At 71.5% G+C, this 12,142-nt stretch carries 12 protein-coding genes; 2 read left to right on the top strand and 10 right to left on the bottom strand.

Going from position 1 to position 12,142, the window contains the following annotated elements; genetic code table 11:
• Position 1 precedes the first annotated feature (1 nt).
• Genes ACZ7EG_RS03045 through ACZ7EG_RS03000 form a run of 10 tightly spaced genes read right to left on the bottom strand, consistent with a single transcriptional unit; the run spans position 2 to position 9,860 of the window.
• Complete coding sequence (locus ACZ7EG_RS03045) at positions 2 to 229, bottom strand: hypothetical protein (protein WP_471071349.1); 228 nt, start codon at positions 227 to 229, stop codon at positions 2 to 4.
• Positions 229 to 1,263 (bottom strand): glycerophosphodiester phosphodiesterase family protein, encoded by a 1,035-nt coding sequence (locus tag ACZ7EG_RS03040; protein ID WP_471071345.1) that lies wholly within the window; start codon positions 1,261 to 1,263, stop codon positions 229 to 231. The genes ACZ7EG_RS03045 and ACZ7EG_RS03040 overlap by 1 nt, the downstream gene beginning before the upstream one ends.
• Positions 1,264 to 1,289: 26 nt before the next feature.
• Positions 1,290 to 2,714: an FGGY family carbohydrate kinase gene (locus ACZ7EG_RS03035; protein ID WP_471071342.1), complete on the bottom strand. Its 1,425-nt coding sequence runs from the start codon at positions 2,712 to 2,714 to the stop codon at positions 1,290 to 1,292.
• A gap of 17 nt (positions 2,715 to 2,731) precedes the next feature.
• Positions 2,732 to 3,763, bottom strand: coding sequence for a 2-hydroxyacid dehydrogenase (locus tag ACZ7EG_RS03030; RefSeq protein ID WP_471071339.1), 1,032 nt, complete (start codon positions 3,761 to 3,763; stop codon positions 2,732 to 2,734).
• Complete coding sequence (locus tag ACZ7EG_RS03025; RefSeq protein ID WP_471071337.1) at positions 3,760 to 4,839, bottom strand: ABC transporter ATP-binding protein; 1,080 nt, start codon at positions 4,837 to 4,839, stop codon at positions 3,760 to 3,762. The genes ACZ7EG_RS03030 and ACZ7EG_RS03025 overlap by 4 nt, the downstream gene beginning before the upstream one ends.
• On the bottom strand, positions 4,817 to 5,647 hold the full coding sequence (locus ACZ7EG_RS03020) for a DeoR/GlpR family DNA-binding transcription regulator (protein WP_471071334.1): 831 nt from the start codon (positions 5,645 to 5,647) through the stop codon (positions 4,817 to 4,819). The genes ACZ7EG_RS03025 and ACZ7EG_RS03020 overlap by 23 nt, the downstream gene beginning before the upstream one ends.
• On the bottom strand, positions 5,644 to 6,732 hold the full coding sequence (locus ACZ7EG_RS03015; RefSeq protein ID WP_471071331.1) for an ABC transporter ATP-binding protein: 1,089 nt from the start codon (positions 6,730 to 6,732) through the stop codon (positions 5,644 to 5,646). Before ACZ7EG_RS03015 ends, ACZ7EG_RS03020 begins: the two co-directional genes overlap by 4 nt.
• Positions 6,729 to 7,553 (bottom strand): carbohydrate ABC transporter permease, encoded by an 825-nt coding sequence (locus tag ACZ7EG_RS03010; RefSeq protein WP_471071328.1) that lies wholly within the window; start codon positions 7,551 to 7,553, stop codon positions 6,729 to 6,731. The genes ACZ7EG_RS03015 and ACZ7EG_RS03010 overlap by 4 nt, the downstream gene beginning before the upstream one ends.
• The gene (locus ACZ7EG_RS03005) at positions 7,550 to 8,434 is read right to left on the bottom strand and encodes a carbohydrate ABC transporter permease (protein WP_471071325.1); all 885 of its coding nucleotides are present in this window, start codon (positions 8,432 to 8,434) and stop codon (positions 7,550 to 7,552) included. Before ACZ7EG_RS03005 ends, ACZ7EG_RS03010 begins: the two co-directional genes overlap by 4 nt.
• Positions 8,435 to 8,438: 4 nt before the next feature.
• Positions 8,439 to 9,860 carry an ABC transporter substrate-binding protein gene (locus ACZ7EG_RS03000; RefSeq protein ID WP_471071322.1) on the bottom strand — a complete coding sequence of 474 codons (1,422 nt, stop codon included), beginning with the start codon at positions 9,858 to 9,860 and terminating at the stop codon, positions 8,439 to 8,441.
• A gap of 156 nt (positions 9,861 to 10,016) precedes the next feature.
• Between ACZ7EG_RS03000 and ACZ7EG_RS02995 the strand changes: the two genes are divergently transcribed.
• Both ACZ7EG_RS02995 and ACZ7EG_RS02990 read left to right on the top strand, forming a co-directional pair.
• Complete coding sequence (locus ACZ7EG_RS02995) at positions 10,017 to 11,513, top strand: FGGY-family carbohydrate kinase (protein ID WP_471071320.1); 1,497 nt, start codon at positions 10,017 to 10,019, stop codon at positions 11,511 to 11,513.
• Positions 11,510 to 12,133, top strand: a complete 624-nt coding sequence (locus ACZ7EG_RS02990; protein ID WP_351629233.1) for a histidine phosphatase family protein — start codon at positions 11,510 to 11,512, stop codon at positions 12,131 to 12,133. Before ACZ7EG_RS02995 ends, ACZ7EG_RS02990 begins: the two co-directional genes overlap by 4 nt.
• Positions 12,134 to 12,142: the final 9 nt, after the last annotated feature.

The raw sequence follows: 12,142 nt of genomic DNA, 5'->3' as shown, positions 1-12,142 counted from the left end.
CTCACTTCGCGGGGACGGCCTGGATCTTCAGCTCCTCGGGGAGCAGGCCGTCCTCGCCGCGGTTGAGGTAGCGCTGGTACCACCGGCAGCCGACGGCGGTGCAGCGCCAGTAGTCGTCCACGAAGTGCCCGGCCCCCTTCTCCGCCCGGACCGCCGCCCGCTCCGCGGCGTTGAACATCCGGAACTCCTGCATGGTGCCGCAGGTCCGGCACGCCCGGCTCACCGTCATCAGCTCCTCCTCGCGATCACCGCCAAGTCCGGGAAGTCGGTTACGACCGCATCGACCCCCATGCGGTAGTACAGCGCGTATTCCGCGAACGCGTCCCCGAAATCGTTCGCTCCGCTCCCGCGCCGGAACCGCTCCGGCAGGAACTGGTTCTCCGCGCGGAAGGTGTAGGGCCCGATCCGCAGCCCCGCGGCGTGCGCGTCCGCGACGAGCGAGGTGCCGACGAGCGACGCCTTGTCCGGCCCGATCCAGTCCGCGTACGCGGCGATCTCCGCCAGGCCCGTCGGCGTCATCATCTCCTTGTAGGCCCGCCCGGGCAGGTCGTACGGACCGCCCGTCGTCCCCAGCGCCTGCCACAGCGGCACACCCAGGCCCGTCATCCGCTGCAGGCTCGTCGGCTCGAAGGACTGCACCACGCACTCGCGCCGGCCGAGCCGGTTGCGCCGGATCGCGGCCGCCAGCTTCGGCTCCAACGGCAGCCCGATGGACCGGAAGTACGTCGGATGCTTGGTCTCCGGGAACACCGCGACGGTCCGGCCGTGCTCCCGTGACAGCCGCCGCGCCAGATCCACGACCTCCTGAAAGGTCATGACCTCCGCGCGGCCGTCGAAGACGGTGTTGCGGTTGCGGACCGCGGGCAGCCGCTCCACCGCCCGCAGCGTCTTCAGCTCGGCCAGCGTGAAGTCCTCCGTGAACCAGCCGGTGACCGGCCGCCCGTCGACCGTTTTCGTCGTACGGCGGTCCGCGAACTCCGGATGCCGGGCCACGTCGGTCGTCTGGGAGATCTCGTTCTCGTGCCGGACCACCAGCACGTGGTCCTTCGTCGGCACCAGATCCGGTTCGATCCAGTCGGCGCCCGTCTGCACCGCGTACGTGTACGAGGGCGCCGTGTGTTCCGGGCGCCAGCCGGCCGCGCCGCGGTGCCCGATGACGACCGGGCCGCTCCCCTTGCGGGGTCCGGCCGCCGCCGCGGTGGCCGTCGCGGCCGTGGCGGTCCCGGCCGCCGCCAGCAGGAGGGATCTCCGTCCGAGCCTCATACAAGTCCCCTTCTTCGAAGGCGGGTTCACTGACGCGCCCGGGCCCGTGCTGTGGCCAGCCGGCCCAGGTGCTCCTCGTAACCCCTCGTGTAGAACACGGCCCGCTCCGGGTCCGGCTCGACGACCGCCGTCGGTCTCGTCCACGCCTCCGTGTCCAGCGGCACCCCGTACCGTTCGGCGGACGCCAGGACCGCGCCCCGCGCGCCCACCTCGCCCTCGACGACCCGCAGCGGACGTCCCAGCACATCGGCCAGCATCCGCATCCAGGCGGAGCTGCGGGTGCCGCCGCCGCACACGGCCAGGGTCCCGGTGAGGCCCGCCGCCTCCAGGCAGTGCCGGGCCGCGTACCCGATGCCCTCGCAGGTGGCGCGGACCAGATCGCCCCGGGTCGACTCCAGGGAGACGCCCGTGAGTTCGGCGCGCAGCCGCGGCTCGACGAAGGGGGCGCGTTCGCCGGAGGGCGCGAAGTACGGCAGCACCCGGACGCCGTGCGCGCCCGGCGGGGTCCCGGCCAGCAGGCCGTCCACCTCCTCGTGCCGTACCCCGGTCGTCGACAGCACCCAGTCCAGCGCCGCCGTGCCGACCATGGCGGGCATGGCGCGCAGCCAGTGCCCGGGCCGGTCGGTGGAGATGTACAGGCCGGCCGGCTCGCCGGTCAGGTCGAGCTCGGTGGTCGCGACCAGACTGGCCAGACAGGTGCCGACGATCAGCAGACCGTCCCCCGGGGACGTCACCCCGGCGCCCAGCGCGCAGGCCGGCAGATCGTACGGCCCGTTCGCGATCCGGGTCCCGGGCGGCAGGCCCTCGCCCCGCGTCTCGGCGGTCGCGACCGGGTCGCTGACCGGGGCGAGCAGATCCTTGCGGTGCGCCAGCCCCAGCAGCTCGACGACCCGGTTGTCGTAGGTCCGGGTCCGCGGGTCCAGGAACGGCATCGACGCGTCCGACACATCCGTCGTCGGTCCGGCGCCCGTCAGCCGCTGGAACACCATGTCCTTGCAGTACAAGGCGGCCTTCGCGGCATCCAGCGCCTCCGGTTCGTGCCGCTGCAGCCACGCCAGCAGCGGGCCCGGGGAGCCCGGGAACATCGCGCCGCCCGTCCGCCGGAACACCGTCTCGAACGTGCCGTCCGCCAGCCAGCCGTCGACCAGTTCGTGCGCCCGCCCGTCCATCCAGGAGGCCGCGGGCCGCACCGGGCGGCCCTCGCCGTCGACCAGCCACACCCCGTCGCCCTGCCCGGTGAGCCCGGCCAGCTCGACGGGCTCGTCCACGGCGGCGGTCAGCGCTTCGAGCACCGCGAGGACCGCCCCGTACACCTCCTCCATGTCCTGCTCGACTACCCCGCCGCGCAGGTCCAGGCCCACCGGCCGGGATTCCACGACCAGTTGGCGGCCCGAGGCGTCGAAGGCCGCCGCCTTGACCATGGACGTCCCCACATCGATACCGACGTACATGCGGCTCCTCCCGGTCCTCAGGTCAGACAGTGCGCGAGCGGCTCCCCGCGCACCCAGCGGCCCACCTCTTCGGCGGCGATCCGGGCGGCCTTCTCCGCGACCGCGCGCGACGCCCCGCCCAGGTGGGGGGTGAGGACCACGCGGTCGGCCAGACCCGGCAGCCGGGACTCCGCGGGCAGCGGCTCCCGCTCGTAGGTGTCCAGCGCCGCCGCCGACACCCTGCCGCTCTCCAGCGCGTCGCACAGCGCGCCCTCGTCGAGCAGCGGGCCCCGGGCCACGTTCACCACGACCGCGCCGGACGGCAGCAGCCCCAGCTCCCGGGCGCCGATCAGCCCCCGCGTCTCGGGGGTGAGCCGGGCGTGCAGGGTGATCACCCGGGAGCGGCGCAGGAGGTCGTCGAGCGAGGTCACCCGCAGACCGTGGATCTCGCCGTGCACGTACGGGTCGTAGACCATCACCCGTGCCCCGAACGCGCACAGCACGCGCGCGACCCGGCTGCCGACCGCCCCGTACCCGACCAGCCCCACGGGCAGGTCCTCCAGTTCCAGTCCGCTCTGCTCGTACGTGTAGTACGTCGCCCCCTCCCAGCTGCCCCGCCGGGCGAGCGGTTCGTGGGCCTGGGGGATGCGGCGCAGGGCCGACAGCATCATGGCGACGGTGAACTCGGCGGTGGCGGCGGCGTTGCGGCCCGGCGCGAAGCACACCCGCACGTCACGGTTCTTCGCCGCGTCCAGGTTGACGTTGACCGGCCCGCCCCGGCAGACCACGACCAGCCTCAGATCCGGGCAGGCGGCGAGGACCCTGTCGGTGACCGGCCCCATCTGCGTGACCAGCACCTCCGCCCCGGCCAGCGCCTCGATCATCTCGTCCTCGGCGTCACTGGCCTCCTGCACCTCGGCGACCGGCCCGAACGGCTCCAGCGGCCAGCCGAGCCGCACTTCGTGGACGTCGGCCCGCTCCACCTCGTGCTCCACCGCCCGTGCGATCAGCGACGGCAGGACGAAGTGGTCGCCGGCGGCCACGACACGCACGCTGTTTCCGTCAGTCATCGCAGGGCCTCTCCTGTCTCGGCGTCGAAGACATGGGTGTGCTGGGGTTCGGCGGCGACCCTGACCCGTTCGTCGTGGGCGAGCCGTACCTCGGGGTCGGTGAGGACGACCAGATGCCGTTCGACCCCGTCCAGGGCGAGGGTCGCCAGGCCCGACTCCAGAAGCGGCTCGTGGGCGACGACCCGGGCGGGCAGGCCGCCTTCGGCCGTGAGCCGGACGTCCTCGGGGCGGATCCCGACCACCACCTCCCGCCCCCGGTCCACCGGCACGGGCAGGGCGATCCGCACCGAGTCGGAGAGGCGCGCGTGGCCGTCACCACCGGAGATTCCGGGCAGCAGGGTGATCGCGGGCTCGCCCACGAAGTCCGCGACGAACACGTTGGCCGGGCTGTCGTAGATCTCGTAGGGGGTGCCGAGCTGCTGGATGACACCGTCCTTCATCACGGCGATCCGGTCGGCCAGGGAGAGGGCCTCCTCCTGGTCGTGGGTGACCAGGATGGTGGTGTGGCCCAGATCCTTCTGGATGCGCTTGAGTTCACGGCGGGTGGTGTCGCGCTGGGCCGCGTCCAGGTGGGAGAGCGGCTCGTCGAGGAGCAGCACGTCCGGTTCGCGGATCAGGGCCCGGGCCAGCGACACACGCTGCTTCTGGCCGCTGGAGAGACCGGCAGGGCGGGCGCCGAGGAGGTCGGTCAGACCGACCCGCTCGGCGATGTCCTTCACCTTGCGCTCGACGTCGCCGCGGGCGGCTCTGCGCCGGGCCCTGAGCCCGAACGCCAGGTTCTCCGCCACCGACAGCGGCGGATACAGCGCGTAGTTCTCGAACGCGACCCCGATGTTCCGCTCCTGAGCGGGCCGTTCCACCACCGACGCACCGCCGACGAGGATGTCCCCGCCGGTGACGCCTTCCAGACCGGCGATCATCCGCAGTGTGGTCGACTTGCCGCAGCCGGACGGCCCGAGCAGTCCGAGCAGTTCCCCGGACCGCAGGCTCAGGTCGATCCCGCGGACGGCGTCCACCGACGGCCGCCCGCGCGACCGGTACGTCTTGCGCAGCTCACGTAGCTCCAGTCCCGTCATGGCCGCCCTTCATCGCGCAAACCTCGTAACGGACCTTGTGCTCGTCCAGATCCCGCAGTGCCTCCGGCGTCGCCCCGTCGTCCACGAGGACCGTGTCGAAGCGGGACAGCGGGACGACCCGGTGCAGGGCGACCCGGCCGAGCTTGGTGTGGTCGATCAGCAGGACGTTGCGTGCCGCGGCGTCGAGCATCGCCCGCTTCACGGACACGATGTGCTGCTCCTGGTGGTAGGCGTAGCCCCCGTGCACGGCCGACGTCGACGCGAAGCACACGTCCACCCGCAGCTGCTCGACGGCCTCCACGCACGACACCCCGAGGAACGAGGAGTGCAGCGGGTCGTAGTCGCCGCCCAGTGCCATCAGGTGGATGCCCCGCTGGTCGGACAGGAGGTTGATGGCCTCCAGGAAGTTGGTCACGACCGTCAGCGGCGTGACCTCGGCCGTGCGCAGCCGCCTGGCTATTTCCAGCGTGGACGTGGAGTCGTCCAGCAGGATCGCCATCCCCGGCTCCACCATGCGCAGCGCATGCTCGGCGACGGCGGCCTTCTCGGCCCGCATGGACTTCAGCCGGTACTGCACGTTCGACTCGAAGACCCCCGACGGCTGCGCGGTCACCCCGCCCCGGAACTTCCGTACGATGCCCTGCCGTTCGAGCTCGTCGAGGTCCCGGTGGATGGTCATCAGGCTCACCCCGAACCGCTCGGCGAGTTCCGCCGCCGTCGCCGAGCCGTCGGCGAGCACCTGCTCGGCCATGGCGGCCTGGCGTGCCGCGGGCCCCTGCTGTCCACCACCACTGCTGTTGCTGCTCATGACTCGGTCTCTATCCGTCGTCCCGGTCGTTCCGGCCGGTCGGCCTCGAACAGCAGCAGGTTCTCAGGCCGGACCACGAGCCGTACCGGATCGTCGGCACGAAGGCGCGCCGCGTCCGCGCGGGGGGCCACCAGTGACACCCGCTGCTCCCCGGTCCCGAGCCGGACGGTGACCTCGACGGACCGGCCGAGCACCTCGGTGACGTACACGGTCCCGGTCACCGCGTGGCCCTCGCCGTGCAGGGCGATGTCCCGGGGCCGCAGACCGACCAGGACGTCGGTGCCCGGTGCGGCCTGTGCCCGGACCGGCAGTTCCACCCCGCCGTCCGAGCGCACGCCGCTCTGCGTCACCACTCCCGGCAGCAGGTTGATCCGGGGCCGGCCGAAGGCGCGCGCGACCTCGGTGTCGTGGGGCCGGTACCAGATCTCCTCCCGCGTGCCCGTCTGCACGATCCGGCCCTGACGGATGACCCCGATCCGGTCACCGAGCGCGAGCGCCTCGACCGAGTCGTGGGTGACGTAGAGGGTGGTGGTGTGCTGCACGGCCCCGATCGCCTTCAGCTCGGCCCGCATCTGCTGGCGGAGCTTGGCGTCGAGGTGGGAGAGCGGCTCGTCGAGCAGGAAGGCCCGGGCGGGGCGGACCAGCACCCGGCCGAGGGCGACCCGCTGCCGCTGGCCGTTGGACAGCCGGCCCACGGGCCGGTCCAGCAGCCCGGAGATGCCCAGCAGTTCGGCGATGGCGCCGATCCGCTGCCGGGCCTCGTCGGCGGGCAGCCGGTGCCGGGGCGAGCGCAGCGGCGAGGCCAGGTTGTCGTAGGCCGAGCGGTGCGGGTAGAGGGCGTAGCTCTCGAAGCACATCGCCACGCCCCGGTCGTAGGGCTCCACGCCGCGCATGTCCTCGCCGTCGAGCAGGACGGTCCCGGAGTCGGGCTGTTCGAGTCCGGCGACGGTCTTCAGGGTCGTGGTCTTGCCCGCGCCGGACGGTCCGAGCAGGCAGAAGAACTCGCCTTCCCGCACGTCCAGTTCGAGCCCGTCGAGCGCGAGCGTCTTCCCGTACGCCTTGTGTATCCCGCTCAGCCGGATCAAGACTTCACCGCCCCGAACGACAGTCCCCGCACCAGGTACCGCTGGATCGTCAGCGCCAGCAGCAGGGGCGGAACGACCGACACCAGCGCGGCGGCGGCCGTGAGGTTGTACTTGGGCCGGTCCCCGCCGAGGAAGGACAGCGCGCCCACGGTCACCGTCTGGGCCTCGTTGGAGGTGAGGATCAGCGGGAAGACGAAGTTGTTCCAGGCGAAGATGAACGCCAGCAGCGACACGGCCGCGATGCCCGGCTTGACCAGCGGCAGGGCCACCTTGAAGAACGCCTGCTTGCGGGTGTAGCCGTCCAGCAGGGCCGCCTGCTCCAGCTCGGGTGTCAGATCGGCGAAGTAGGACCGCATGATCCACACGATCAGCGGCAACGTGACGAGTTGCAGCACCCACACCATGCCGACGTACGTGTCGAACAACCCGAGCTTCTGGTACAGCACGAACAGCGGGATGATCACTGTCAGTTCAGGCGCGAAGCGGAACGACAGCAGCGTGAACATCAGGTTCTCGGAGCCCTTGAACCGCCACCGCGCCGAGGCGTACGCCGCCGGCAGCCCCACCACCAGCGACAGCACGACCGCCCCCACCGACACCACCAGGCTGTTGACGAAGAACCGCACGAACGGGATGCCCTCGCTGTCGCCGAGGACCGTCCGGTAGCCGTCGAGGGTGGGGGAGAAGGAGAAGTAGGTGGAGAAGAGCTGGTCGGCCGGTTTCAGCGAAAGGATCACCATCCAGGCGATCGGGAACAGCGCGAAGACGAAGTAGAGGATCAGGGCGGCGTCGCCCAGCCACCCCAGGACGCGTCTGTTCATGTGGTGACCTCCGCGGCCTTCCGCTGGATCTTGCCCAGGTGCTTCACCAGCACCATCGCGGCCAGGTACACCACCGCCCACAGCACGATCGTGTAGCTGATGCCGAAGGAGTAGCGCTGGAAGCGGATGGCCTCCAGATATGCCCGGATCTGCAGGACGACGGTCGAGTCACCCGGCCCGCCCTCGGTCAGGGCGTAGATGATGTCGAACACCTTCAGCGAGTCCATGAACCGGAAGATCACCGCGACCAGGACGTACGGCCACAGCATCGGCAGGGTGAGCCGCCGGAAGGTGTACCACCACCCCGCGCCGTCCACGGCCGCCGCCTCGAACGGGGAGGTGGGCAGCGACCGCAGACCGGCCAGGGCGAGGATCGCCACGAACGGGGTGTAGACCCACACGTCGACGGCGATCGACGACAGCAGCGCACCCGTCGGGGTGTCGGTCCACTGCACCCCGCCCAGCCCCACGGGCTGGAGCAGGTGGTTGACCACCCCGACCGACGGCTGGAGTATCAGCTTCCAGATGATCGCCGCGATGACCGGGGCGATCATCAGCGGCAGGATCAGGATCTTCTCCAGGATCCGGCCGATCAGGGTCGAGCGGTGCAGCAGCAGGGCGACGGCCACGCCCAGCACGGTCTCGGTGAGGGCCGCCCCTACCGCGTACAGCACCGTCACCCAGGCCGAGTTCCAGAACGCCTCCTGGGTGAAGACGGCGCTGTAGTTCTCGAACCGCACCATGTCCGGCTGCGGTTTGCTCGCCGAGAAGTCGAACAGCGTGTAGTACAGCCCGAGACCGAACGGATAGAGGATCCCGCAGGTCAGCAGCAGGGCGGGCACGATCAGGAAGTACGGGCGCAGGGTGAGCCGCCACCCCATGGCGCTAGCCCACCTTGCCGGCGAGGTCTTCCGCCAGCTCGTCCAGGACCGACTTCGCGCCCTTGCCGCCGTAGATCTCCTGGAGGGCCGCCGCCCAGCTGGTCGTCGCGTCGAAGAACTGCGCCTGCGGGGTGAACTGGATCTTCGTCTGGTCGACGACCGTCTCGAAGGTCTCCAGGAAGCCCGGCAGGTGCCGCATCTTGTCCTTGTACGCGGCGTCCTCGGCGACCGATCTGCGCACCGGGTCGATGTGGTTGTGCGTGATCGCGCTCTTGCGCAGGTGCTCCTTGCCGGTCGCCCACTGCAGGAAGAGCCAACCGGCGCTCTTCTTCTTGCTCTTGGCGTTCATGCCGAGCGACCAGATCCACATGTTGGTGGCGAGCGACCCGTCCGGCCCCTTCGGCCCCGGGTGGAAGGCGATCTTCCCGGATGCGGGGCTCGCGCCCTTCACCGCCTGGAAGTAGGCGGCCGTGTCGGCGTCGAACAGCATCCCGGCCTTCTTCGCGCCCAGGTCGCTGGAGCACTGGTACCAGGTGTACGACGTCCAGGACGGCGGCCCGCCCTGCTTCACCATGCGGGCCCAGTCCTCCGTGAAGGCGACCGCCTCGGGGCTGTTCATGACGGGGGTGAGCTTCCCGCCGTCGACCGTGAAGTCCTTCAGACCGTTGCGGGCGTACATCGTCATGAAGCCCGGGTGGATGGTCGCCCAGCTCCTCGAACCGCGTACGGCGATCCCGTACATCCCGTCGAAACCGGCGCCCGGCGCCTTCCGCTTGATGGTCCCGGCGAGTTCGGTCAGCTCGTCGAAGGACTCGGCCGGTTTCACGCCGAGCTTCTTGAACAGCTCGGTGTTGTAGGCCACGACGTTGGTCTCCCAGCCCCAGGGCAGCGCGTACTGCCCGCCCTGGCCCAGCGGCGCGCCCGCCTTCAGCGACCACTGGTCGGCCTGGAGCAGGTTCGGGAAGAAGTCCGCCTGGTCCCATTCGGAGCCCGTCGCGGAGGAGTTGCGCATCCAGGGGCCGAGATCCTCCAGCCAGCCCGGCGGCCCGTACTGCCACACCATGTACGCGCCGAGCATGAAGACGTCGTAGGAGGCACGCCCGCTGGACAGGTCCACGGTGAGCTTGTCGAAGTAGTTGTCCTCGGGGAAGACGTCGTACTCGACCTCGATGCCCGTCTTCGCGGTGAACGACTTGAGGTCGGCGATGAGGGCGTCCGTGTACGGGTGCTTGTTGAGCAGGGCCTTGACGGTGGTGCCCTTCTCCCGCTTCCAGTCGAAGGAACCGGTGACGTCGTCCGCCGCCGAGCCGTCGCCCTTGTCCTCGCCGCCGCCGAAGCCGGCGCCGCAGGCCGTCAGTAACGGGGCCGCCGCCGCCCCGGCGGCGAGGGCGAGGAAGCGTCGGCGGTCGTGCACGTGCGTGTCCATCCGTACCTCCGCGTGGAGCCTGGTTAACACGTCGAGTCGACTCGTTAACAGAGGGTGGAACGGCTGAAGTTGGGCGTCAATCCCTCGCGCACGGGAAAATATCGGGGCACAGTGAGAAGTTCACAGATCCGGCTGCGACGGCGTGGGAGGTTCCGGATGGTGAACGACGGTGCGGGTGAGGGCGAGGGCGAGGGCGCGGGCTGGCTGGGCGTCGATCTGGGCACGCAGAGCGTCCGTGTGCTGCTCGTCACCGTCGACGGCACGGTCCTCGGCAGCGGCTCGGCCCCGCTGACGGGCCGGCGGGACGGCGTGCGGCACGAACAGGACCCGCTGCTCTGGTGGGCGGCGCTGTGCGACGCGTCGCGGGCGGCCCTGAGCTCCGCGCCCCCGGGCCTGCCGATCGGCGGAATCGCGGTGTGCGGCACGTCCGGCACCGTCCTGCTGACGGACGGCGCGGGCCGGCCGGTCGGCCCCGCGCTGATGTACGACGACGGGCGGGCGAAGACCCAGGCCGCGCGGGCCCGTGAGGCGGGGCTCGCGGTCCAGGACACCTGGGCGCTGCCGAAGGCGCTGTGGCTGCTGGACGAGTACGGCGGAACCTCACTGCGCCTGGCCCACCAGCCCGACCTGATCGTCTCCCGGCTCACGGGCGGGCCGCCCCCGGCCGACTCCAGCCACGCCCTGAAGACGGGCTACGACCTGAAGCGCGACAGCTGGCCGGAGGCCGCCCTGGCCGAACTGGGCGTGCCCGAGCACCTGTTGCCGGACGTCGTACGCCCGGGGACGCGCCTCGGCGAGGTCGGCCCGGGCGCCGCCGACGCCACCGGCATCCCCGCCGGCACCCCGGTGTTCGCGGGGATGACCGACGGCTGCGCCGCCCAGATCGCGTCCGGCGCCCTGCGTCCCGGCTCCTGGAACTCCGTGCTCGGCACCACGCTCGTACTGAAGGGCGCCGCCCGCGACCCGGTCCGCGACCCCACCGGCGTGGTCTACAACCACCGTGCCCCGGACGGCACCTGGCTGCCGGGCGGGGCATCGAGCGTCGGGGCCGGGGCGCTCGCGGCGCATTTCCCACAGGCCGACCCGTCCGAGATGGACGCACCGGCCATGGCGTTCGAGCCGTCGAGCGTGATCGCCTACCCCCTCGTCTCGCCGGGGGAGCGGTTCCCGTTCCGGGCCCCCCGGGCGACCCCGTTCGTCCTGGGCGATCCCGCGGAGGACGCCGACCTGTGGGCCGCGCTGCTCCAGGGTGTCGGGTTCACCGAACGCCTGTGCCTGGACTACCTGCACCACCTCGGCGCACCGTTGGACGGCCCGCTCACCTTCACCGGCGGCGGTGCCCGCAGCCGGTACTGGAACCAGCTGCGCGCCGACATCCTGGGCCGACCCGCCCGCGTCCCCGAACAGACCGAACCGGCCCTGGGCATGGCGGCGCTGGCCGTGTACGGGGCGTCGGGGACCGGCGTACTCGCGGACGTCACCGAACGCATGGTCCGCGTCCGGACCGTCGTCGAACCCCGCCCCGGGCGCACGGCCGCCTTCGCCGAGCCGTACGCGCGTCTCGTCGACGCCCTGCGGGACCGCGGCTGGCTGCCCGGCCCGGTCGCCGCGCACGCGCACAGCCGGCTGAACCGGGATACTTCCGCCTCATGAGTACGACCCTCCTGCTGGTCCGCCACGGACAGACCGTCTGGCACGCCGAGAACCGCTACGCCGGCATCAGCGACATCGACCTCACCGACACCGGCCGCACCCAGGCCGACGCGCTCGGCCGCTGGGCCGCCGCCCACCCCGTCGACGCGATCTGGACGTCCCCGCTGTCCCGGGCCGTCGCCACCGCCGAGCCCGCCTGCCGCGCCCTCGGCCTCACCCCTCAGAGCGAACCCCACCTGCGCGAATGCGACTTCGGAGTCCTCGAAGGCCGCACGCTCGCCGAGTTCGAGGCCGAGGACCCCGAGTGGGCCGCGGCCTACCGGGCCGACCCGGTGGAGCACTCCTTCCCCGGCGCCGAGGACCCGCTGGCCGCGGCGGCCCGTGGCGTGCGGGCCCTGCGGGACATCGCCGCAGCCCACCCCGGCGAACGCGTCCTGGTCGTCGCCCACAACACCCTGCTGCGGCTGGTGCTGTGCACCCTGCTGTCGATCCCGGTGAGCGAGTACCGCAGAGTGCTCCCGCGGCTGCGGAACGCGGCGATCAGCGAACTGCGCATGAACCCCGACGGTTCCGCCGCACTCCTCTCACTCAATGTGCCGTGCGAGGCTCATGTGCCGTAGCACTATGGG

This window comes from Streptomyces sp. NPDC037100 (genome assembly GCF_055606225.1).
This window is presented reverse-complemented; position numbering and strand designations above follow the sequence as displayed.

Coding starts and splice junctions, on each gene's coding strand:
- ACZ7EG_RS03020 (WP_471071334.1), bottom strand. CDS start 5,647: ATGAGCAGCAACAGCAGTGGTGGTGGACAGCAGGGGCCCGCGGCACGC.
- ACZ7EG_RS03030 (WP_471071339.1), bottom strand. CDS start 3,763: ATGACTGACGGAAACAGCGTGCGTGTCGTGGCCGCCGGCGACCACTTC.
- ACZ7EG_RS02995 (WP_471071320.1), top strand. CDS start 10,017: ATGGTGAACGACGGTGCGGGTGAGGGCGAGGGCGAGGGCGCGGGCTGG.
- ACZ7EG_RS03005 (WP_471071325.1), bottom strand. CDS start 8,434: ATGGGGTGGCGGCTCACCCTGCGCCCGTACTTCCTGATCGTGCCCGCC.
- ACZ7EG_RS03035 (WP_471071342.1), bottom strand. CDS start 2,714: ATGTACGTCGGTATCGATGTGGGGACGTCCATGGTCAAGGCGGCGGCC.
- ACZ7EG_RS03010 (WP_471071328.1), bottom strand. CDS start 7,553: ATGAACAGACGCGTCCTGGGGTGGCTGGGCGACGCCGCCCTGATCCTC.
- ACZ7EG_RS02990 (WP_351629233.1), top strand. CDS start 11,510: ATGAGTACGACCCTCCTGCTGGTCCGCCACGGACAGACCGTCTGGCAC.
- ACZ7EG_RS03000 (WP_471071322.1), bottom strand. CDS start 9,860: ATGGACACGCACGTGCACGACCGCCGACGCTTCCTCGCCCTCGCCGCC.
- ACZ7EG_RS03025 (WP_471071337.1), bottom strand. CDS start 4,839: ATGACGGGACTGGAGCTACGTGAGCTGCGCAAGACGTACCGGTCGCGC.
- ACZ7EG_RS03040 (WP_471071345.1), bottom strand. CDS start 1,263: ATGAGGCTCGGACGGAGATCCCTCCTGCTGGCGGCGGCCGGGACCGCC.
- ACZ7EG_RS03045 (WP_471071349.1), bottom strand. CDS start 229: ATGACGGTGAGCCGGGCGTGCCGGACCTGCGGCACCATGCAGGAGTTC.